Source organism: Comamonas faecalis (assembly GCF_039538025.1).
In the GTDB taxonomy this organism is placed as follows: domain Bacteria; phylum Pseudomonadota; class Gammaproteobacteria; order Burkholderiales; family Burkholderiaceae_C; genus Comamonas_C; species Comamonas_C faecalis.
Genome location: NZ_BAABBP010000005.1, coordinates 1 through 22,312 on the forward strand (window position 1 = coordinate 1; position 22,312 = coordinate 22,312).

Annotated in this window: 19 protein-coding genes; 5 read left to right on the top strand and 14 right to left on the bottom strand. The window is 66.3% G+C overall.

What is annotated here, in order from left to right; all coding sequences use genetic code 11:
- Nucleotides 1-630: transposase (locus ABD767_RS04000; protein WP_344868360.1), on the top strand; the 630-nt coding region annotated here is incomplete at its 5' end.
- Between the two features lie 22 nt (nt 631-652).
- On the opposite strand, the gene ABD767_RS04005 is transcribed toward ABD767_RS04000, so the two are convergent.
- From ABD767_RS04005 to ABD767_RS04030, 6 genes are all read right to left on the bottom strand, one after another.
- Nucleotides 653-925, bottom strand: coding sequence for a hypothetical protein (locus tag ABD767_RS04005; RefSeq protein WP_344868362.1), 273 nt, complete (start codon nt 923-925; stop codon nt 653-655).
- Nucleotides 926-1,063: 138 nt separating this feature from the next.
- A complete protein-coding gene (locus tag ABD767_RS04010) occupies nt 1,064-2,356 on the bottom strand; it encodes an O-antigen ligase family protein (RefSeq protein ID WP_344868364.1) in 1,293 nt (430 codons plus the stop codon).
- Complete coding sequence (locus ABD767_RS04015) at nt 2,353-3,147, bottom strand: glycosyltransferase (RefSeq protein WP_103046471.1); 795 nt, start codon at nt 3,145-3,147, stop codon at nt 2,353-2,355. The genes ABD767_RS04010 and ABD767_RS04015 overlap by 4 nt, the downstream gene beginning before the upstream one ends.
- 78 nt (nt 3,148-3,225) lie before the next feature.
- Nucleotides 3,226-3,429: a zinc-finger domain-containing protein gene (locus tag ABD767_RS04020; protein ID WP_103046472.1), complete on the bottom strand. Its 204-nt coding sequence runs from the start codon at nt 3,427-3,429 to the stop codon at nt 3,226-3,228.
- Between the two features lie 5 nt (nt 3,430-3,434).
- Entirely contained in the window at nt 3,435-4,373 is a 939-nt protein-coding gene (locus ABD767_RS04025; protein WP_103046473.1) for a branched-chain amino acid transaminase, read from the bottom strand.
- Nucleotides 4,374-4,382: 9 nt separating this feature from the next.
- Entirely contained in the window at nt 4,383-4,862 is a 480-nt protein-coding gene (locus ABD767_RS04030) for a glycerate kinase (RefSeq protein WP_103046474.1), read from the bottom strand.
- A 203-nt stretch (nt 4,863-5,065) separates the two neighbouring features.
- Between ABD767_RS04030 and ABD767_RS04035 the strand changes: the two genes are divergently transcribed.
- The 3 genes from ABD767_RS04035 (at nt 5,066) to ABD767_RS04045 (ending at nt 8,493) form a co-directional block, all read left to right on the top strand.
- The gene (locus tag ABD767_RS04035) at nt 5,066-6,406 is read left to right on the top strand and encodes an AmpG family muropeptide MFS transporter (RefSeq protein WP_103046475.1); all 1,341 of its coding nucleotides are present in this window, start codon (nt 5,066-5,068) and stop codon (nt 6,404-6,406) included.
- A gap of 131 nt (nt 6,407-6,537) precedes the next feature.
- Nucleotides 6,538-7,254, top strand: coding sequence for a response regulator (locus ABD767_RS04040; RefSeq protein WP_103046476.1), 717 nt, complete (start codon nt 6,538-6,540; stop codon nt 7,252-7,254).
- 24 nt (nt 7,255-7,278) lie between these two features.
- On the top strand, nt 7,279-8,493 hold the full coding sequence (locus tag ABD767_RS04045; RefSeq protein ID WP_103046477.1) for an ATP-binding protein: 1,215 nt from the start codon (nt 7,279-7,281) through the stop codon (nt 8,491-8,493).
- 149 nt (nt 8,494-8,642) lie between these two features.
- Here the strand turns inward: ABD767_RS04045 and ABD767_RS04050 are convergent, their stop codons facing one another.
- The 8 genes from ABD767_RS04050 to ABD767_RS04085 form a co-directional block, all read right to left on the bottom strand.
- Nucleotides 8,643-10,619, bottom strand: a complete 1,977-nt coding sequence (locus ABD767_RS04050; RefSeq protein WP_103046587.1) for a LapD/MoxY N-terminal periplasmic domain-containing protein — start codon at nt 10,617-10,619, stop codon at nt 8,643-8,645.
- A gap of 58 nt (nt 10,620-10,677) precedes the next feature.
- Nucleotides 10,678-11,427, bottom strand: coding sequence for a transglutaminase-like cysteine peptidase (locus ABD767_RS04055; protein ID WP_103046588.1), 750 nt, complete (start codon nt 11,425-11,427; stop codon nt 10,678-10,680).
- A gap of 74 nt (nt 11,428-11,501) precedes the next feature.
- Nucleotides 11,502-14,951 (bottom strand): retention module-containing protein, encoded by a 3,450-nt coding sequence (locus ABD767_RS04060; protein WP_344868374.1) that lies wholly within the window; start codon nt 14,949-14,951, stop codon nt 11,502-11,504.
- Nucleotides 14,952-15,183: 232 nt separating this feature from the next.
- Nucleotides 15,184-15,822, bottom strand: a complete 639-nt coding sequence (locus ABD767_RS04065) for a LuxR C-terminal-related transcriptional regulator (protein WP_103044308.1) — start codon at nt 15,820-15,822, stop codon at nt 15,184-15,186.
- A 25-nt stretch (nt 15,823-15,847) separates the two neighbouring features.
- The gene (locus ABD767_RS04070; RefSeq protein ID WP_103044309.1) at nt 15,848-17,158 is read right to left on the bottom strand and encodes an HlyD family type I secretion periplasmic adaptor subunit; all 1,311 of its coding nucleotides are present in this window, start codon (nt 17,156-17,158) and stop codon (nt 15,848-15,850) included.
- The gene (locus tag ABD767_RS04075) at nt 17,158-19,350 is read right to left on the bottom strand and encodes a type I secretion system permease/ATPase (protein WP_103044310.1); all 2,193 of its coding nucleotides are present in this window, start codon (nt 19,348-19,350) and stop codon (nt 17,158-17,160) included. Before ABD767_RS04075 ends, ABD767_RS04070 begins: the two co-directional genes overlap by 1 nt.
- A gap of 31 nt (nt 19,351-19,381) precedes the next feature.
- A complete protein-coding gene (locus ABD767_RS04080; protein WP_103044311.1) occupies nt 19,382-19,630 on the bottom strand; it encodes a hypothetical protein in 249 nt (82 codons plus the stop codon).
- 13 nt (nt 19,631-19,643) lie between these two features.
- Nucleotides 19,644-21,116, bottom strand: coding sequence for a TolC family outer membrane protein (locus ABD767_RS04085; RefSeq protein WP_103044312.1), 1,473 nt, complete (start codon nt 21,114-21,116; stop codon nt 19,644-19,646).
- A 372-nt stretch (nt 21,117-21,488) separates the two neighbouring features.
- Here ABD767_RS04085 and ABD767_RS04090 point away from each other — a divergent pair, with 372 nt between their 5' ends.
- Entirely contained in the window at nt 21,489-22,277 is a 789-nt protein-coding gene (locus ABD767_RS04090) for an alpha/beta fold hydrolase (RefSeq protein WP_103044313.1), read from the top strand.
- Nucleotides 22,278-22,312: the final 35 nt, after the last annotated feature.

Genomic DNA, 22,312 nt, shown 5'->3' on the forward strand with positions numbered 1-22,312 from the left:
AAGGTGCAGGAGCTGCTGCAGCGCACCGGCCGCATCCTCACCCAGCGCACGAAAGACAAGAACAAGCTGTACGCCCTGCACGCGCCCGAGGTCGAATGCATTAGCAAGGGCAAGGCCAGGACACCCTACGAGTTCGGCGTGAAGGTCAGCATTGCTACCACACTGAAGGAAGGCCTGGTGGTGGGCATGCGCTCCATGCCGGGCAACCCCTACGACGGACACACCCTGGCCGAGGCCCTGGAGCAGGTGGGCATCCTCACCGGCACGGACAGGCCGCCTGCCACGGCGATTGTGGACAAGGGCTACCGGGGGGTGGAGATCAAAGGGGTGCGCATCCTCAGATCAGGCCAGAAGCGAGGCATCACCAGGGCGCTGAAGGCGATGATCAAAAGAAGAAGCGCCATTGAGCCGGCGATTGGGCATATGAAGATGGACGGCAGATTAGCCCGGAACCCGCTCAAGGGCCAGTTGGGAGATGCCATCCATGCGGTCATGTGCGGCGCAGGGCACAACCTGCGAATGATCCTGGCCGCGCTGCGGCTTTGTTGCGCCCGATTCGGGTTGACGATTCAGGCGGTTATCGCTGCGCTGCTCGTCCCGCCCGATGACCGCCGGCCCGCCTACGGCTAAAAACAGAATTGTTCAGGGCGGACTAAGTAAAAAAAATTTTTATTCTAGACAGATTCTTGCCAAAACAATCCTGCAAAAACATGCCACTGCTACAGATCGACATGGAAAAACCAAAAAATATTACAAGCATGCCAATCGTTATAAATACAAATCCCATCAACACCCCTAGCTGATGACCATACCAATACATTGCAGCTCCACCAGTTGCAATGGCAACAGCAACGCCGAGTCGCTCACAGAGCGTGAATACGCAAGCAGCGTAGAAACGTTTTTTTTCAACATGGGTTTGATGCAATTTAATAACTCACCAAGAAATGAAGAGAATGACACGAAAAAATCAAATGAATTACCGAACCTTGCCCAAAGACATCTCAAGATTCAATGCAAAATTACAAAATCTGACACCACCTTCCAATAATCCCAAGTGAAATTATCATTTCTTAGTGGAATCATGATCTCCCGCGTATATCTGCAAGGCAGCATAGACAATAGAAATCATCAGCAAATAAAAAAGATTCCCACTGTTATGCGCAAAAAATACTTGCGTCCAACCAAAACCCAAATACAACACAGGGATCGACAAGCCAACAAAACACAACGCTAGTGCATCGCGATCTATCGCGTCACGCCCCCCGTTACAACGTCGCTTGCTTGGCCAAAACAAGGCCATGGGAACTCCATAGAAAAGCAAAAGAGCTCCTACTCCTATCAAGCCTCGCTTGGAAAACATATCCAAAAACTCGTTGTGCGCATGCCCCAACTCAAGAACACGAGGGTGCGCCTCTCCTGCGGCGACTCGGCGTTGTTTTTCTTGCGTATATTCATCGCCCCAACCTAACCACGGACGCTCCTTACCCATGGCCCATGCCAATTTCCAATAATCAAGTCGCAGACCAACCGAAGAATTCGCTCGCTCTTCATCGGATCGATTCATGTAAATGCTGGATTCCTGATACGCTTGCAAAATACGTTCTTTAAAAATTCCGCCTACAGCGCCTGCTGCAAACACCGTTACAGTGCACAACCCCACAAGGGTATACGCCACCAATCTATGACGCCCCCAATACCAAAGCAAACCAATCCACAGTGGCAACGATGCACCTAATGCCAACCAACCGCCACGAGATTGAGATAACATAGACCCCAAAACACCAAACAATACACCGAAACCCAATAAAAAAGAAACCTTCCAATTCATTCCATCCGCCCGAAGAGCCAACCACAACCCTCCCATCAGAGCAAGAAGCAAACTTATGTTGCCAAATTGAATTGCATTGGTAAAACCCTCTGGCCTACCAATATTTAATACAAACATCTGATAAAGTGCGACTGTACCCGCCCCCAGCCCGCCTATCGCAACACCCCAGCGCAGAGCAGCCAAAGACGGTGGTCGCGCCATCAAATAAAACAGCCCGGGCAGCACTAATAAATATTTAGATGTTCGATCCAAGCTGCTCCAACCCAAGCCGACATGAGCATCAAGTGACCAAACCATGCCCATTAAAAATATGGATCCAGACCACCAATAGGTTAACGGCTTACAAGGGCGTAGCCACCACGCTCGCCATGCCACTAGGCTCGTCAAAAGCAAAACTATTGCACCCCAAGAATAGCCTGATGGCAATCCCAATGCAAAACCCGGAACCATAAAAGCCACTGCATTGGATGCAAGGGAATCATGATGTTCAATATTTATTCGATCAATATTTGTTTTCATATTATTCATCTACGGATTTCATCAGTCAAAGCTTCTCTGTCGAATTGCAAGGCGGCATAACGGAAAAACGCTTCCAACGCAACAAAAAAGCAATACAGAAATCCCGCCCCCCCGCACAAAAACCCAAGTCGAAAAAAATAAAATCGAACGAACATTACCATCCCCGCAGCCAAACCACGAATCACCCCACCTTTTTTATTCAACTCGATTCGCTTTGCGGCTCCTAATATTGCGTACTGCGTCATTTTTTCCAAACCAGCTCGCACACTAGGCCGAGTATGGTGCAGAAGAGGCTCACAAATCGAGTGTCGGGGGACATTTTTTTCACGCAATACCGCTTCTTCATGCACCACACCCGTATATTCCTGAAGCTGATCTCGACGAAATAACCGTTCAACTTCGGTAGTTGCGCGGAAATAACGCAGTTCCTGGCCAAACGCCACAATGCGCCAGCGAATTTTCCAGACAGCTTTTTCTTCCGTTGCGACAACCGCTTTCAACTCCTGGGCAAATGCCGGTGTCATGACTTCATCGGCGTCGAGGAAAAAAATGTAGTCGCCTCGCACGTGCTGCAAGGCTCTTGTGCGTTGCACACCAAAACCTCGCCAGTCCGCATACACCTGTACTTCGGCACCTTGCCCCTGGACCAATGCCACGGTGGCATCGGTGCTGCCACTGTCGATGACGAGCAACTGATCGGCAAAAGCTGCGCTTTTGAGGCATTGCTCTATGCAATGTTCTTCATTGAGCGTCAGCACCACTACGGTCAGAGTCGGCCGCGCGTCTTGTGTCATCGTCATTGCATCCGTCAAGAAACAAAGGCCAGCTTGTTCAAGCTGGCCTGTCTATATATAGAGGGGGAAAGAGGAAAGAAAAGCTCAGTGCCCCCCCACCACCTCCCCCTCCTTCAACCGATACACCGTGCTGCAATACGGGCACTGCGCCTGGTGCTGGCGGGCAATTTCCAGGAACACCCGTGGGTGGCTATTCCACAGCTTCATGTCAGCCAAGGCGCTGGGGCAGTGCACGCCGCCGTTGCCATCCAGGTCGGCGGCGCGCAGTTCGACGATTTTCTGTGTCATGGCATTCAAACCTTGGCCAACCAGTGGGCGTACTTGGCGTTGCGGCCGTGGGCGATGTCGAAGAACGCGCTCTGGATCTTCTCGGTGATGGGACCTCGGCTGCCGCTACCGATTTCAACGCGGTCAAGCTCGCGGATCGGCGTGATTTCGGCGGCCGTGCCGCTGAAGAAAGCCTCGTCGGCAATGTAGATTTCGTCGCGCGTGATGCGCTTTTGCACCAGCTTCAGGCCCAGGTCTTCGCAGATGTGCAGCACGGTGTTGCGCGTGATACCGTTGAGCGCGCCGGCCGACAGGTCGGGCGTGTAGACCACGCCGTCCTTGACGACGAACACGTTCTCGCCCGAGCCTTCGCTGACGAAGCCGGCCGCATCCAGCAGCAGCGCCTCGTCGTAGCCGTCGTCGGTGGCTTCCATGTTGGCCAGGATGGAGTTGGTGTAGTTGCTCACCGCCTTGGCCTGCGTCATCGTGATGTTGACGTGGTGGCGGGTGTAGCTGCTGGTCTTGACGCGAATACCGCGCGTCATGCCCTCCTCGCCCAGGTAGGCGCCCCAGGCCCAGGCGGCGACTATGGTGTGGATCTGGTTGCCCTTGGGCGACACGCCCAGCTTGTGCGATCCGATCCACACCAGCGGGCGCAGGTAGCCCGACTTCAGGCCGTTGGCGCGCAACACCGCTTTCTGCGCCTCATTGATCTCCTCCTTGCTGAAGGGGATGTTCATGCGCAGGATCTTGGCGCTGTTGAACAGGCGGTTGGTATGGTCTTCCAGGCGGAAGACAGCCGTGCCGTCCGCAGTCTCGTAGGCCCGCACGCCCTCGAAGGCGCCGCAGCCGTAGTGCAGCGTGTGCGTCAGTACGTGGATCTTGGCGTCGCGCCATTCGACCAGCTGGCCGTCCATCCAGATTTTGCCGTCACGGTCGGCCAGTGAAGGAACTACGGGGCTCATGGGTTTCCTCTACGAATGCGAATGCTGTGGATCCTGAACCGGGCATTCTACGACTGCCGCCTGCCCGCCCGGCCCGTCCGCATCCTCCACGGGTGCATCCTGCACGGGGCGCGTCAGCTCCCAGCGCTGCAGCTTGCCGTGCAAGAACTCGCAGCTGACGCTGGAGCCGCTGGCGTCGCGCCACAAATAGCGTTCGGGCTGCTCGCCCTGCGTGCTCTGCAACAGGCCCAGCGAGCGCGTGAGCGCCACGACGTGCACCAGGTTGACGCCGGGCTTGAGCCGTGCGTTGAGCATGACGGCGCTGCCCACATGGCCTATTGGACGGTTGGCCGCTTTTTTCATCACGTTCATGATGCGGGTGAAGTGCAGCAGCGCCCACATCAACAGGCCACCGCCCACCAGCACCAACCCTTGCAGGCCGGCGCCGCGGTAGGCGGCAAATACGAGGACGGCGATGCCGACGGGAATCAGGAGGTTGCGCCAGTTCATGCATGCATTGTCCAACGTCGCGCCTGCCGCCTGTCTGTGGTTGCTGCGTATGTCGGCTGCGCGGCCCGGATAATGGCGCCTCGCTTGGCGCAGCGCCTTGGTTTGTGGGAGCGGCGCCCCGCCGCGATGGCTGCATGCCGGCGAGACGCCGGCGCTCCCGGTTGGCCTCCTACCAATACCGTTTTTCTGCCGATACCCCGCCCATGGCCTCCTCCGCTTCCTCCCCCGCATCCCACCCCAGCTGGCGTCAGTCCTGGCGGGTCTACCGCGAGCCGGCCAGCCTGCGCATGCTGGCGCTGGGCTTCTCCGCCGGGTTGCCGCTGCTGCTGGTGCTGGGCACGCTGTCGTTTCGCCTGCGCGAGGCGGGCATCGACCGCACCACCATTGGCTATCTGTCGTGGGTTGGCCTGGCCTACGCGTTCAAGTGGGTCTGGTCGCCGCTGGTCGACCGCCTGCCCCTGCCCTGGGCCACGCGCCGGCTGGGGCGGCGGCGCAGCTGGCTGCTGCTGGCGCAGCTGGCCGTCATGGCGGGGTTGGTCGGCATGGCGCTGGCCGACCCGCGCGAGGACTTGCGCACGATGGTCTGGTGGGCGCTGCTGGTCGCCTTCGGCTCGGCCACGCAGGACATTGCGCTGGACGCGTTCCGCATCGAGTCGGCCGACGCCGACCGCCAGGCCGCGCTGGCGGCCACCTACCAGACGGGCTACCGCCTGGCGATGATCTGGGCCGGCGCCGGCGTGCTATGGCTGGCCGCGCGCGCCGAAGTTGCCGGCGCCGGCAGCTACCAGCTGGCCGCCTGGCGCGGCGCCTACCTGGTGATGAGCGCATCGATGCTGGTGGGCGTGCTCACCGTGGTGCTCTCGCCCGAGCCCGCGCCGCGCGCGCTGGCGCCCGCACAGGGCGTCGCCCAGTGGCTGCGCGGCGCGGTGGTCGAGCCCTTTGCCGACTTCATGCGCCGCTACCGCTGGCAGGCGGCGCTGGTGCTGGCGCTGATCGCCACCTACCGCATCAGCGACGTGGTCATGGGCATCATGGCCAACCCGTTCTATGTCGACATGGGCTATAGCAAGGACGAGGTCGCCGCGGTCACCAAGGTCTTCGGCGTGGTCATGACGCTGGCGGGCGCCTTCGTCGGCGGCGTGCTGTCGATGCGCCTGGGCGTGATGCGCGTGCTGATGCTGGGCGCGGTGCTGTCGGCCGCCAGCAACCTGCTGTTTGCCTGGCTGTCCACGCAGGGCCACCAGCTGTACGGGCTGATCGGCGTGGTGAGCGCCGACAACCTGGCCGGCGGCATTGCCTCGGCCGCGTTCATCGCCTACCTGTCGGGCCTGACCAACGTGCAGTACTCGGCCACGCAGTACGCGCTGTTCAGCTCGATGATGCTGCTTGCCCCTAAGTGGCTGGCGGGGTTTTCCGGCCAGTATGTCGACGCCCACGGCTACGCCAGCTTCTTCACCGCCACCGCCGCGCTGGGCCTGCCGGTACTGGTGCTGGTAGCGCTGGCCGCGCGCGCCCAGCCCCTGGCCGGCCACGACGCGCCTTGACTGCCGCGCGCCCGCTCCAATGCCGGCCTCTGCGCTTTACCCCCGCTTTACCTTCACGACAACGCACCGAGACGGCCATGCGGCATGCTGGCCCATGACACAAACCGCCACATGACGGAACACCAAGACCCATGAAAACCGAATTGCTGATGATCGAGGACGACCACCGCCTGGCGCAGATGGTGACCGAGTACCTGGGCCAGTCGGGCCTGCAGGTGCAGCACGTGGATCACGCGGCGGCCGGCCTGCAGCTGCTCACGCAGGGCCAGGGCGCGGCGCTGCCCGACCTGGTCATCCTGGACTTGATGCTGCCCGACATGGACGGGCTGGAAGTGTGCCGGCGCATCCGCGCATTGCCCGGCAACGCCGCGCGCGTGCCCATCCTGATGCTGACGGCCAAGGGCGACCCGATGGATCGCGTGATCGGCCTGGAGGTGGGCGCCGACGACTACCTGCCCAAGCCCTACGAGCCGCGCGAGCTGCTGGCGCGCATCCGCGCCATCCTGCGCCGGCGCGAAGGCGGCGCGCAGCCAGCCAGCAACCTGCTGCAGTTCGGCACGCTGGAGATCGACCGCGACGCACGCACCGTCAGCGTCGCCGGCAGCCCGGCCGAGCTCACCTCCTACCAGTTCGACCTGCTCGTCGCCCTGGCCGAGCGCGCCGGGCGCGTGCTCACGCGCGAGCAGATCATGGAGGCGGTGCGCGGCAGAGAGCTCGAAGCCTTCGACCGCTCCATCGACGTACACATGGGCCGCATCCGCGCGGCCATCGAGCAGGACGTGAAAAACCCCAAGCGCATCCTCACCGTGCGCGGCGTGGGCTATGTCTTTGCCAAGCAGCAAGACTGAAGCAGATTGAGAAAACGCTGTCCCATGTCCGTCTTCAGCCCCTTCTCGCGCCGCCTGTACCTGCGCATCTGGCTGGCCACCGTGGCCACCATGGCGGTGTTCGCGCTCATCGTCGGCTACGCCTGGCGCGTGGCCGCCGAGCACAACGACCAGGTTCGCAATGCCCCTCCTCCGCGCCAGCTGGAGCTGGCCGACGCGCAGGGCCGGGTGCTGCTCGAAGGCATGGCCACGCGCCTGCCCGGCGACTGGGAGCAGGGCGTGGAATACCGCATCGACCAGCCGGACGGCCGGGTGCTGACCCTGCGCATGTCAGCGCGCCCACGCCCGCCCAGCCACCGGCCCGGGCCGTTCTGGCTGCAGCCGCCCTACGGCTTCATCTGGATGCTGGCGCTCGTCGGCCTGGCGGTCACGCTGGGCGTGTTTCCCATCATCCGCCGGCTGCTGCAGCGCCTGGAGCAGCTGCAGGCAAGCGTGCAGCGCTTTGGCCAGGGCGACCTGGCAGTGCGCGCCGCCGAGCAGGGCCAGGACGAAGTGGCGCAGCTGGCGCGCCAGTTCAACGCGGCGGCCGAGCGCATCGAGGCGCTGGTGCAATCGCACAAGTCGCTGCTGGCCAACGCCTCGCACGAGCTGCGCTCGCCGCTGGCGCGCATCCGCATGGGGCTGGCGCTGATGCAGGACGGCCGCGCCGCGCCCACGGCGCACGCCGAGATCGAGCGCAACATCGCCGAGCTCGACCAGCTGGTCGACGAGATCCTGTTGTCGAGCCGCCTGGACTCTGGCGTGGCCGACGTGGGTGACATCGAGCGCGTCGACCTGCTGGGCCTGGCCGCCGAGGAATGCGCACGCGTGGACGCCGAACTGCAAATGGACGACCGGGACGCCGCGCGGTTCCAGGAAGTGCCCGGCATTTCCCGCCTGCTGCGTCGCGCGTTGCGCAACCTGCTGGAGAACGCGCGCCGCTACAGCCAGGGCGCCATCACGCTGGAGCTGGCGCACGAGGGCGGCGACGCCGTCGTCAGCATCTGCGACCACGGCCCGGGCGTGGCCGCCGACCAGCGCGAGCGCATCTTCGAGAAGTTCTACCGCCTGCCCGGCGCCAGCGAGCGCAGCGGCGGCGTGGGCCTGGGCCTGGCGCTGGTGCGCTCCATCGCCCAGCGTCACCACGGCAGCGTGCACTGCCAGCCGCGCCCCGACGGCGCGCCGGGTGCCTGCTTCGTGCTGCGCCTGCCGCTGCAGTAATTCCATTTCTATATCGATCGAGTACGCGAAGGTGAAGCGCAGACAGTGCTATAGCACGGCAAGCGAAGCCGACAAAGTAATCGGTTGATATAGAAATGGAATAAGGCTCATCGCCTTGCGCGGCATTCATTGCGGCGAAGGCGCCGCGCTCATGCCGCCGGCAGGCAGGCGCCGTAGCGCTGCAGCAACGCCGCGGCCTGCGCGGTGACCGGGGAAGAGACGAGCAGCTCGATCTTCAGCGCCTGCGCGGTCTGCAGCATGGCGATGAGCAGTTGCTCGCCACCGGGGCTGGCCAGCGCCTGCTCGGCAAAGTCGCCGCCCAGCTTGGCGTAGCGCAGCGGCAGCTGGTGCAGCTGCGCCAGCGCCATGGGCGACTGGTCGAGCCGGCGCAGGCCCACGCGCGCGCCGCGGGCGTAGACGGCGGTGGCAAGCTCGCCCACTTCCTCGGGGCTGGCCTGCAGCGCGTAGGCGTCGAGCTCCAGCGTCAGGCTGGCCAGCAGCGCCGGGTGTACCTGCTGCAGCGCAGTGCACAGCTGGCGCAGAAAGCCGGCCTGCACCAGCGAGGGCTGGGAGATGCGCAGCACCAGGTGCTCGCCCGGGTGCTCCTGCAGCCACTGCAGGCCCAGTTGCAGCGCCTGCAGGTCAAAGTCGCCCGACAGGCCCAGGCGCACCGCGGCGGGCAGAAACAGCGCGCCCGCCAGTTGCGTGCCGCTGTCCGTATCCAGCAGCGCCAGCGATGCCTCGTGCTGGCGGCGCTGCCCGTGCGGGCCGCTGCAGGCCAGCACCTGCGTGTGCAGCGCCAGCGCGCCCGGCTGCTGCAGCGCGCCGTGCAACAGCTGCTGCCAATGGCCGGCGCCGTGGGGCTGGGCGGCTTGCTGTCCCTCGTCGTGCGCCAGGAACTCCACCTCGCAACGGCCGGCGCTCTCGGCGCGCAGCAGCGCCTGGTCCAGGCGCGAGAGCACCTCGCCGACCGGCTGGCCCGGCAGGTAGTCGGTCAGCGCGCAGGCCCAGCGCGAGTACTGCGTGCCGCCCAGCGGCAGGCGCAGCGCCTGCAGCACCTGGTGCAGCTGGTCGACCAGCGCCATGGCCTGGGGGCCGGGCAGCGTGGGCAGCAGCAGCGCGAAGTCCGAGCCGTTGAGCCGCCCCAGCAGCGGCTGCGCGCCCTGCGGCAGGCGCGACTGCGCCGCCTGCAGCACGGCCTGGCAGCGCTGGCCGACGCTGGCCAGCCACAGGTCGACGTCGGCGTGGTTGGTGTGGGCGTTCAGCGCCGCCAGGTCGCGCTGGCGAAACAGCAGCGCGTGGCCGGGCGTGGCACGGGTGCCGCCTGCCGCACCATCGAGCGCGCGGCGCAGCTCGTTGAGGAGGTAGCGCCGGTTGGCCATGCCGGTGACGGCGTCGGTGTGCAGCTCCAGCTGCAGCGACTCTATGCGCAGCTCGCGCTCCTCGGCCGTGGCGCGCACGCGCTCGCGCGTGCTCTGGATGGCGCTGAGCACCGGCTGCAGCTCGGTGAAGGCGGTGGCGGCGTGGCCGGCGGACGGGTGCGCCGGCGCGCCGATGGCCAGCACCTGCGCCTGCACCTCTCGGCGCAGCACGCGGCGAAACCAGCGCAGCAGCAGCGCGACGAACAGCGCCCATGCCAGCCCGGCGACCAGCACCAGCGCGCCCATGCGCGTGCTGCTGCGCCACAGCGCGTCGTAGGCAAAGCGGTTGCCCACGGCGAGCTGCAGTTGGCCCACCTGGCTCCAGCCGCTGCTGACCGCGCGCTCCACGCGGGCCTGGCGCAGCGGCAGCAGCCGCACGAACCAGGCGGGCGCCTGGCCTGGCTGGCGCGCCTGCGGGGGTTGCTCGCGCGCGAACAGGCGCGCGCCCTGGGGCGCGGTCAGCGTGATCGCGTCGAACTGGCCGCTGTCGAACAGCGCCATCATCAGGAGTTCGCGCGTGACCGAGTCCTGGTTGCCCGGCTGCGACAGCGCCAGCGCCAGCGCCGAGGCGGCGTTGTCGGCCTGCGACTGCAGTTGCGCGTCCAGGTACTGGCGCGCGGCAACCACGCTCCAGGCCAGCGTTCCGGCCAGGATGACAGCGATCGCCACCGTCACACTGAGCAGCAGGCGGGAAAGCAAAGACATGGGGGCGGCCTTTCAGGGAAAAAATGGATGTGGTGCGTGGCGGGCGAGGATGGCGTGGTCAGGGCGCGAACCCCTCCTGGCGCATGCGCGCCAGCAGGTCGGGCCAGCGGGCGATGCGCTCGGTGGGCGTGGTGCGCGCGCCGGGAATGTAGATGCCCGCGCCGTTGAAGCTGAACACCGGGGTCAGGTCCGGGCGCTGGCTGGCCGGTGCAATCGTGCCGGCCAGGTTGTCCAGCACCAGCGGCTCGCCGTCGGCGCTGGCGTAGTGGCCCAGCACCATGTGCGCCACGCTCACGTTGCTGCCCAGCCCGCCCATGCGCGCGCGCACGTAGATCAGGCGCAGCTGCGCGGCGGGCACACCCAGGCGCAACAGCGAGAAATACTTGCCGATCACGAAGTCTTCGCAGTCGCCGGCGCGCCGTCCCAGCGTCTGCAGCGGCGTGGCCCAGTAATCGGCCTGGCCCCAGATGGTGGGGTCGTCTGAGGCCAGCACCGTGGTGTTCCAGAAGTCGTTGACCGCGCGCAGCTGCTGCGCCAGCGGCTGACCCGCCTGGGCCTGCAGCAGTGCAAGCCAGGCCTGCAGCGTCTTGACGCCCGGTGCGCCGTAGTGCTGCTGCATGGTGCGCAGCAGGCGCGCCTCGTCCCACGCCAGTGGCTGTGCCTGCCCTTGTGCCAGGGGGCGACGTTGCAGCGCGCAGATGCCGGCAGCGCCCAGCGCCAGCAGCCAGCGCCTGCGGCTCGGCCCCCGGGCGGGGGGCTGGGCTTGGGGTGGGCTGGGGTGGGCGGTCACGGGGGCGGGCGAGTCCATGGTGCGGCGGTGCCCGATCATCGCACCTGCGTGCGCCACAGCGGCCCATTGCCGCCGCCCATTGCCGCCGCCGCTCAGTGGCCGTCGCCGACGTACAGCTTGGACTGCGCGATCAGTGCGTTGATGATGTCGTGCTGGTCGGTGCCGCCGGCCACCAGGTCGACTCCTTCCAGCGTGATGACCTGGTCGGCGCCCGCGCCGCCGCTGGCCAGATTGCCGCTGCTGGAGACCTTGATCACCGTGTCGCTGCCCGATTGCTCGACGTGCAGGTACTGCGTCAGGTCGGAGCCGGCGTCCACGTCCTGCAGCAGGTCGCTCAGGTCGAGCTTGTCCTTGCCGTTGGCGTCGGCGCCGCCCATGCCGAAGTCCTTGACCACGTCGTGCGCCGGTGCGTCGGCGCTGCCCTGGTCGCCCGCGGCCCAGGCAAAGGTGTCGTCGCCCGCGCCGCCATACAGGATGTCGTCGCCCGCGCCGCCGTACAGGATGTCGTTGCCGCCCTGGCCATACAGGATGTCGTTGCCGCCGTCGCCGTACAGCGTGTCGTTGCCGCCGCGCCCGTCTCCGGCGGCGTTGAAGTCGCCGTGGTTGGCCTGGATGTAGTCATACATCGCCTTGTTCATCTCGGGCGTGCCGGCGGTCAGGCCGTCGCGCAGCTCCAGGAACTTCTCCAGCGCCGCGACGCCCGAGCCGTTGGGCAGGTCGCCGGGGCGTCCGCCCACCGTATCCCAGGGCAGCACACCGTCGTCGGTGTTGATGACGTCGCCAAAAATGATGTCGTTGCCATCGTGGCCGTGGATGGTGTCGCCGCCCACCGGGTCGAGCGTGCCGGGGCCGGCGCCAGGGTCGAGCGCGGCATTGAGCTCGTCGGCGGTGTCGACGTTCTCGGCCTCGCCCACCGGGCCGGTGACGGTGTCGTTGGGGATAAAGGTTACTTCCTTGAGCAACGCAGAAGCCTGGTCGCTGCCGGCACTGGCGTCGTTCAGGTCGAACACGAAGCGGTAGCTGCCCGCGGCGTCGACGTCGATGTCGATCGAGCCGCTGTAGTCGCTGGTCTTGCTGCCGGTGGCGGCGTCCACCCAGGCGGATCCGTCCCAGCGCTGCAGCGTCCAGGTGAAGCTGTCGCCGGCATTGAAGTGCTGGGTGGCGAACGCCAGGCCGATGACGCCGGAGCTGTCCAGTTCGATCTGCGAGCCGGTGACCTGGTAGGCGCCGTCATTGGCGCCCGTGTCGGCCAGCAGCAGCCCGTAGTAGGTAGTAGCGCCGACGACATACTCTGCGAAACCCTTCGTCCCAGCTCCCGTCTCCGTCCAGCCGGACAGATTGGGTTTGAGGTCGAAATCCAGCAGGGACTGCATGTCGTCGCCCGGGAAGTCGATGCTGCCGCCCGGGTTGGCCACCCCGGTGTTGTCGAAGAACTTCAGGTACTCGTCGCTCACGTCCTTGCCAATACCGATGGCGTGCACCTGGCTCAGATCGCTCAGCGGCCCAAAGGCGTCGACCGCGGCCTTGATGTCGGCGTAGTCGGTCGTGACGCTGCCGGTGATCGGATCGCCCTGCGGGCCGTTGTGCACGTTGGGGTCGCCGTCGGTCAGGAAGTAGGTGACGTTCTCGAACACCGCACTGCCGCCGGCCTGGTCGGCGCCCTGGCCGTTGAACCAGGACACCGCCTCGTTGAACGCCGCTTCGTAGTTGGTCTCGCCTGCGGCGGTCAGTGCCTGGATCTTGGCGATCAGGTCGGGCAGGTTGTCGGCCGTCAGGTTGTTGAGCGTCAGCAGCGTTTGCGCACTGGTGCCAAAGCCGATCAGCGCCACGTTGACGATGCCCGGGTGGCCCGCCAGGCCGCTGGCCAGGTTGGTCAGCGCGTCAATGGCCAACTGCATGCGCGTCAGCCCCGGGGTGCCCGAGGCGTCGTCCATGCTGCCCGAGGTGTCGATGATCAGCGCCAGGTTGTAGTTGTGGCCGTCCTGGAACGTGATGCCGCCCTTGTCGCCCAGGATGATGTCGTCGCCCATGCCGCCGCCGACGTTGCCAGAAGTGTTGGGGTCGATGATGAGCTGGTTCAGGTCGACGCCGTAGGGTCGCTCGGCGTCGGCCGTCGCGCTGTTTCCGGCGTCGTCGGTCGTCGTCACGCTGGCCTCGATCTTGTGGTCGGCGTCGTTGACCAGTTCCTTGCCATCGACCTCGACGCTCCAGGTCTTGCCGTCGGCATTGACCGTGGTCGTGTAGTCCTTGCCATTGAGCGTCACGGTCACCGTGTCGCCGGCCTTCACGTCGCCGCCCACCGTGCCCGACAGTGTCACCGGCCCCTCGGCCTCGGTGTGGTCGACCACGTTGTCGCCGGCAATCGTGTCTATGGTGATGGTGGCCTCGGGTGCATCGGTGTCGACGTCGTAGCCGCGGTCGGCGTCCGCCGTCGCGCTGTTGCCGGCGTCGTCGGTCGTCGTGACGCTGGCCTCGATCTTGTGGTCGGGGTCGTCAACCAATTCAGAGCCAGGAACCTCGACGCTCCAGCTCAGGTCGGGCTGAACGGTGGTTGTGTAGTCCTTGCCGTTGATCGTGACGATGACGGTATCGCCGGGCTTGGCGTCACCGCCCACTGTGCCGGTGATGGTGACAGGCTTGCCCGCTTCCTCGGCGTTGATCACGTCGTCACCGGTGATCGGGTCGATCGTGATCGACGCCTGAGGTGCATCGGTGTCGACGTCATAGCCGCGGTCGGCGTCCGCCGTCGCGCTGTTGCCAGCATCGTCGGTGGTCGTGACGCTGGCCTCGATCTTGTGGTCGGGGTCGTCAACCAGTTCAGAGCCAGGAACCTCGACGCTCCAGCTCAGGTCGGGCTGAACGGTGGTTGTGTAGTCCTTGCCATTGATGGTCACCGTCACGGTGTCGCCAGGCTTGACGTCACCGCCCACTGTGCCGGTGATGGTGACAGGCTTGCCCGCTTCCTCGGCGTTGATCACGTCGTCACCGGTGATCGGGTCGATCGTGATCGACGCGGTGGGGTTTTGCGGGCCGGGCTCGGGTGCTGGCTCTTGCGCACCAAAGGGAATGGCTTCGCCGCCGATGATGCGGCGGATGATGGGTTCGGTGCCCGGCTCGGGGTAGGCCAGCGCCAGCGGGGTGGTCAGCTCGACGATGCTGCTCAGGCGCACGAAGCTGTGGTCGCCGCCCGCGCCGCCAGTGAGCACGGCCTCGGTGGGGTCGAGTTGGTCGAGCGGATCCTGTCCGGCGTTGATCGCGGCGATCAGCTGGTTGACCGTGGCGTCGGCGGGAGGCGTCAGCGCTGCTTCCTGCGGCGCGGGCGGAGCGAGCAGGTCGGCGGTCAGCGCGACGTCCTGGCCTGCGCCGATGGTGATGGGCGCGCCGCCGTCGGCCTGCAGCTGCACGCTGGCGCCGGTGGCTGTGACGACGTGAGCGTCTGCCGGGATGCGCATGCCTTCGTGCAGAGCGATCAGGTCACCGTCGCTGCTGCGGATCCAGGCCTGGCCGGTGAGGTGGGTGATGGTTGCGGTGGAGATGGCCATGGTGTGTGTCGTTTCTGCAAGGGCGGCTGCGCCGCAGCCACCGGAATTTCAGACGAAATTGAGGAGTGCGTCGATGCTAGGGCGCGTACCTGCTCGGGTCTATTGGCGCCGCGGCCAATGCCGGCGGGTCATTCCATTTCTATATCAACCGATTACTTTGTCGGTTTCGCTTGTCGTGCTACAGCACTGTCTGCGCTTCACCTTCGCGTACTCGATCAATATAGAAATGAAATCAGCCGCTAATGCCGTGGACTTTGAGCGCCAGCATCAGCCGGTCGCCGACCTGCAGCTTCTCGAAGCTGGCCGACAGGTGGGCGCGCACGGTGCGCTCGGTGATGTCCAGCGCCTGGGCGATGTCCTGGTTGCTGTGCCCGAGCGCTGCCAGCTGCGCGACCGCCTGCTCGCGCGGGGTCAGGGTGGCGGCCCAGGCGGGCGGCTGCCCGGCAGTCGCGGCAGCGGGCCGGGGCAGGCGCGCGCCGACGTCGGCCAGCAGCTGCTGCAGCAGGCCGCGCCCGGTCCAGATGCTGCCGCTGGCGATGGTCTGCAAGATGGTGGCCAGTTGCTCGGGCGCGCTCCAGGCGTGGGCGTAGCCGCTGGCGCCCTGGGCAAATGCGGCGCGGCCCTGGACGTCGCCGGGCTGGGTGCTGAGCACCAGCGCCTTCAGTCCGTCAAAGACGGCTGCGCCGGCGGCGGGGGGCGACGGCTCGACCAATGCTGCATCGGCGATCAGCCATTCCCGGCCCTGCTCGCGCCACGCCCGGGCGTCGGCCAGGCGGGCGGCGCGGTGCGGCGCCCAGCCTGCGGCGCCCAACTGGCGCCAGTGCTGCCACAGGGCATCGTCGCGGGTCAGCAGCAGCAGGGGGCGATCCATGGCGGCGGGGGGCTCCATTTGTGGTTCAGCGCTCGCGCAGCGCGTTGGACTTGGCGCGCAGGATGGGTTTGAGCAGGTAGTGCATCAGCGAGCGCTTGCCGGTCAGGACATGCACCTCGGCCTGCATGCCGGGCATGATGGGGCGGCTGTCGTCGCCCACGTGCGCCTCCTGCGTGCGCACCTTGACGATGTAGAAGGCGTTGCCGCGCTCGTCGGTGACGGTGTTGGCGCCGATCTGCTCGACATGGCCCTTGAGGCCGCCGTAGACGACGAAGTCGTAGGCGGTGAACTTGACCTGTGCTTCCTGGCCGAAGTGCAGAAAGCCGATGTCGCGCGGGCTGACCTGCACCTCCAGCAGCAGCGTGTCGTCGGTGGGGACGATGTCCAGAATCTCCTTGCCCGGCTGCACCACGCCGCCGACGGTGTTGGCCATCAGCGTGTTGATGGTGCCGCGCACCGGCGAGCGCACCTCGGCCAGCTTGACGCGGTCGGCCAGCGCAAGCTGGCCCTGCTCCAGCGTGGCGAGTTTTGCGCGGGTGTCCGACAGCTCCACGCCCGCCTGGTTGCGCGCGTTCAGCTCGGTCTCGCGGATCTTGCGTTCGGCCTCCTGGATGGACGCCTGGATGCGGCCGATCTGCGCGCCGGCGGCCTTGGCCTCACCGCAAAAGCGCGACACGTCGCGCTGCAGGCGCAGCAGGTCGACCTCGGAGACCGCGCCGCTCTTGAGCAGAGGCCGGGTCACGGTGAGCTCCTGCGAGGTGAGCTGGCAGCTGTCGTTGGCGCGGTCGCGGTTGGCGCGCGTCTCCGACAGCTCCTGCTGGCGCTGGCGCAGCTGGTCGCGGGCGATGTTGATCGTGGTGGCCATCTCCTGGCTGCGCGCCTGCCACATGCGCCGCTCCATCGCGACGAGCTCGGGCGCCTCGCGCTCCAGGTCGGCGGGCGCGGCAAAAGGGTCGCCGCTGGCCAGCGCCTGCAGCCGCGCGGCCTTGGCGCGCAGCGCGCCGCGCTCGGCGCGGTTCTCGCCCAGCGACGCGCTGTAGCGCGTGGGGTCGATGCGCAGCAGCACCTGGCCTTTTTGCACCTGCTCGCCCGGGCGCACCAGAATGTCCTGCACCACGCCGCCGTCCAGGCTCTGCACCACCTGCACCTGCTGCGACGGCACGACCTTGCCCATGCCGCGCACCACCTCGTCGATCTGCCCGAGGCTTGCCCACAGCAGCAGCACCAGCACCGCCAGCACGCTGGCCCAGACCAGCACGCGCGAGCCGTGCGCGCCTTCGTTGCCACGCGCCCAGTGCAGGTCGGGGGTGAATTCGGGCAGTTTCCAGCGTGCCATCAATGGCCTCCGGCGCGGCCGATGCGGCCCTGGCGCAGCGCTTCGATGACCTGCTCCTTGGGCCCGTCGGCGACCATTTTCCCGCCGTCGAGCACGATCAGGCGGTCGACCAGCTCCAGCATCGCGGTGCGGTGCGTGACCAGCAGCACCGTCTTGTCGGTGCAGGCCTGGCGCAGGCGCTGGCGCAGCTGCAGCTCGCTTTGGTTGTCCAGGTTGCTGCTGGGTTCGTCCAGCAGCAGGATGGGCGGGTCGTTGATCAGCGCGCGCGCCACGGCGATCGATTGGCGCTGGCCGCCCGACAGCGACTCGCCGCGCTCGCCGATCGCCATGTCGTAGCCCTGGGGATGGCGGGCGGCGAATTCGTCCACGCCGGCAATGCGTGCGGCGTGCAGCATGTCGGCCTCGCTGGCGTGGGGCGCACCGGCCAGCAGGTTGTGCTTGAGGCTGCCGTAGAACAGCATGGCGTCCTGCGCCACGTGGCCCATTGCACGGCGCAGGTCGATGGGGTCGACCTGGCGCAGATCGATGCCGTCAACCAGCACCGCGCCCTGCGTGGGCTGGTACAGGCCCAGCGCCAGCTTTTGCAGTGTCGTCTTGCCCGAGCCGATGCGCCCGATGATGCCGACCTTCTCGCCCGGTGCCAGGCGGAAGTTCAGGCCAGCGAGGCTTTCCTGGCCGCTTTCGGGATAGCTGAAGTGCACGCCGCGAAACTCCAGCGCCCCCTGCAGGCGCGGGCGCGCTACGTATTCCTGGCTGCGCTCGTGCTCGACGGGCATGCGCATGTAATGGTCTATCGACTCCAGCGACACGCGCGCGTGGTGAAACTGCATCATCAGCCCGGCCACCTGCGACAGCGGCGCCAGACAGCGGCTGGCAATCATCGACGCGGCGATGATGCCGCCCATGGACATCGCCGCCTCCTGCACCTGGTAGACGCCGATGATGATGACCGAGATGGACACGATTTGCTGCAGCGCGACGACCGAGCCGACGGTGGACGCCGAGATCAGCTTGAGCTGCGCGCCGATGCGCGCCAGGTATTCGGTCGAGCGCTCCCACTTGCGCTGCACGTCGCTTTGGGCGTTGAGCGTCTTGACCGCTTCCAGGTTGGTGAGCGACTCGACCAGCAGCGCATTGCGCTGCGACGAGGCCTTGAAGGTCTTGAGCGTGAGCTCCTCCATGCGCGCCTGGGCGAAGTAGGACAGCGCCAGCGCCAGCGCGATGGCGATGACCGGCGGAATCAGCATCCACGGCGAGATCCAGGCCAGCACCAGCAGAAACATCAGCACGAAGGGCAGGTCGACCATGGTGGTCAGGCTGGCCGAGGCGATGAAGTCGCGCACCGACTCGAACGAGCGCAGGTTGGACGCGAACGAGCCGACCGAGGCCGGGCGCGCCTCCATGCGCAGGTCGAGCACACGCTCCATGATCCGCGCCGACAGCTGCACGTCCACGCGCTTGCTGGCCACGTCGACCACGTAGGCGCGCGCCGTGGTCAGCACCAGGTTGAACACCAGCACCAGCGCGATGCCGATGGCCAGCACCCACAGCGTGTCGATGGCGTTGTTGGGCACGACGCGGTCGTACACGTTCATGTTGAACAGCGGAATGGCCAGCGCGAACAGGTTGATCAGCACCGCGGCGACCATGGCGTCGCGGTACAGCCGCCGGTTGGCCAGGATGGCCGCCCAGAACCAATGCTCGTGGCGCGGCGCCTGGCTGTCGTGCCCGGCGCGGCGCTCGAAGCGAAATTCGGGGCGTACGAAGCACAGCGTGCCGGCGTAGGACTGCTCCAGCGTCTCGCGCGGCACCAGCGTGGGGCTGGCCGACTCGGGGTAGTGCACCAGCCAGCCCGCGTCGCCGCGGTCTTCCAGCAGCAGGCAGGCGCGCTGGCCCTTGAGCAGCGCAATGGCCGGCAGCAGCGCGGCGGGTACGCCGGCCAGCGGGCGGCGCACGTTGCGCGTGCCCATGTGCGCGCGGGCGGCGGCACGTGCCAACAGCGCCGGCGTCAGCCGCTGGTTGACCAGCGGCAGGCCGTTGCTCAGCGCCTGGGCGGTGGCCGGCGTGCCATGCAGGCGCGTGAGCTCGACCAGGCAGCCCAGCAGCGGATCGTCGTGCGTCAGGTGAGAAGGGATGCGCCAGTCGGCGTCGGCGGAAGTGTCGACGGAGGCGGCAAAGGGCGTGGCAGACATGAAACGAATTGTGCGCTAGCGGGAGCGCCGGTCAGAGCAGGGGCTCGTCGTCGCCGATCAGGTCGAGCGCGTCGCGCAGGCGCTCGCGGGTCTTGCGCCGCTGCGCCAGCTTGTCCAGCGCCTGCGCGGGCAGGTCGGTCAGGCGCAGCGTACCGTTGGCCAGCAGCGCGTCGATCAGGTCTTCGAGAACACGGATGAAGTCGGCATCGAGCCGCGTCAGCTGCGCGCGCGACGCCTGGGCGTCGTCGCTGGCGGCCGGTGCGGGCTGCGGCTCATCCATCGCGCTGGCGCGCTCAGCGGGCGGCCACCGGCGCCAGGTTGCTGGTGTCGGGCAGCGGCGTCTTGCACGCCTGCAGCACCTCGTCGGGCAGCGCCAGCGCGTTCTGCTCTTCAGGCAGCGCGTCCTCATGCGGCGACTTGGCCAGGCCCAGCGCCGGCATCACCAGGTTGGCCTGGGTGAGCCACTGGAACTCGTATTTACGCAGGTCGTATTCGGCGTTGACCAGTGCGCGGCGCGCCTCGAACAGCTCGTTCTCGGTGTCCAGCAAGTCCAGCAGCGTGCGCTGGCCGATCTGGAACTGCTGCATGAACGCGGTGCGCACCTTGGAAGTGGCCAGTTCGTGCTCGCGCAGGAAGGGCAGCTGCTCGCGCAAGCGAACGATGTTGTTCCACGCCACCGACAGATCCTGCTGCGCATTGCGGCAGGTGTAGTCGCGCACGTCCTGCGCGGCGTAGTGCTGGGCAATCGTCTGGCGGATGCGCGCCTCGTCGGCACCGCCGCGGTACAGGTTGTAGTTCATCAGCACCTGCAGGCTGGTGCTCTGGTAGTTGCTGGTCGGGCCCATCGAGAAGGTCTTCTCGCGGTCGCGCCCGGTGGCCAGGCGCAGCTCCACGGTCGGCTTGTGCAGCGCGGTGGCGCGCTCCTGGGCCGCCTCGGCCGCCTGCACCAGCGCCTGCTTGGACAGCAGCGTGGGGCTGCCGCGCAGCTGCGCCTCGAAATCATGCGTCGTGCCCGGCGTGGGCAGCAGGCCGTCTTGCAGCGGCGGCACCGGGTCGAGCGTGGCCGCCGGGTACTGGCCGACCACGCGGTGAAAGCGCTGGGTGACGTCGTTGAGGTTGTTGCTCTCGGTCATCAGGTTGACCTGCGCCAGCGCCAGGCGGCCGTTGGCCTGCTCCAGGTCGACGCCGCGGCCCACACCCGACTGCTGGCGCTCGCGCAGATGGCCCAGAGTATCTTGGTGCACCTGGTAGTTGTCCTGGGCGAGCAGGCGCATCTGGCGGTAGCGCTGCACGTCCAGATAGGCCTCGGTCACCTGGTCGGCCAGCGCGTTGGAGGTGGCGCGCAGGTCGTAGTAGCGTGAGAGCTTCTCGAAGCCGAAGCGGTCGATCTCGTTGAAGGTGGCGCTGCCGTCGTACAGCAGTTGCGTGAGCGACAGCTCCCAGCCCGGGCGGCGCCAGTCGAACGAGGGCGATGGGCTTGTCTGGCTGCGCCACTCGTGGCCGTACCAGGCCTGGGCGTTGGCCTGCGGGCGCAGGCCGCCGGTCGCGATGTTCTGGTCTTCCAGCGAGGAGACGAAGTCATGAAAGCGCGCCTGTACCTCGGGGTGGGTGTTGAGCGCGTGGTTGACCAGCGTGGCCAGGTTGCTGGCACCGCCTGTGGGCATGGACGCAGGCGCGGTGCCGGCTGCGCCCTGCGCCCAGGCCGAGCCGGCAACGACGGCGCAACCCAGCGAGGCGATGCAGGTGGCGATAAATTTCTTCTTCATGACGACGGCTCCGGACTGGGCGCAAAGGTGAACTCTTGGATGCGCATGGCAGTATTTGGTTGCAATTTTGCAGCTTGCGCAAGGCCTAAGGATTTTCCCGGGATTTTCGACGGCGTCAAACGATTTGACAGTCGTTCATCGTGCGGCGCCTGGGGCGACGGTGATGTGATTAGTCCGAAAGGGCTGTCACGCAAGTTGTTGCGTACCGACAGCCGGGCGTGGAGCATGTTGATGCAGCGTGCATATCGCTGTTTTGTGTATCAACTCGTTGACACTTTCGGGCGATTGCCGCGCTGATGGATGGGCGGACAGGCGGCTGCATGCGGTGCGCAATGGCGCGAACGGATCGACTTCCATCTTCCAGGAGACACCATGCCTTTTGCAGACATCAACGGCCAACGCATCCACTACGAAGACACCGGCGGCAGCGGCCCGGTGCTGCTGTTCTCGCACGGCCTGCTGATGGACGGGAGCATGTTTGCGCCGCAGGTGCAGGCGCTTGCCGGGCGCTGGCGCTGCATCAGCTGGGACGAGCGCGGCCACGGCCGGACTGCCAGCGGCCAGTGCACACCATTTACCTATTACGACTCGGCCGACGACGCGGTGGCGCTGCTGCGCCACCTGGGCGTCGAGCGCGCGGTGTTCGTCGGCATGTCGCAAGGCGGCTATCTGTCGCTGCGCGCCGCGCTGCGCCACCCGGACGCGGTGCGCGCTCTGGTGCTGATCGACACCCAGGCCATGACGGAAGACCCGGCCAAGATGGCGGGCCATGAGGCGCTGGTGCAGCAATGGCTGCAGCACGGGCTGTCGGACGCGATGGCGCAGACCATAGAGCACATCATCCTGGGCCAGGGCTGGCCGGGTGCGCCGGCCTGGCACGCCAAGTGGAAGCGCATGCAGCCGGGCGACCTGATGGCCTGCTTCACCACGCTGGGCGCGCGCGACGATATCAGCCAGGACGTGGCGCGCATCGCCGCGCCGGCGCTGGTCATCCACGGCGCGCAGGACGCCGCCATCACGCTCGACCGCGCCCAGGCCATGGCCGACGCGCTGCCCCGGGCCGAGATGGTGGTCGTGCCTGGCGCCGGGCACGCGGCCAACCTGACGCATCCGGAGCCGGTCAATGTGGCGATGGCCGGATTTCTGGATCGGCTGACTTGAGATTCCCGCGCCCGATCGGCGAATCGCTGCCCACT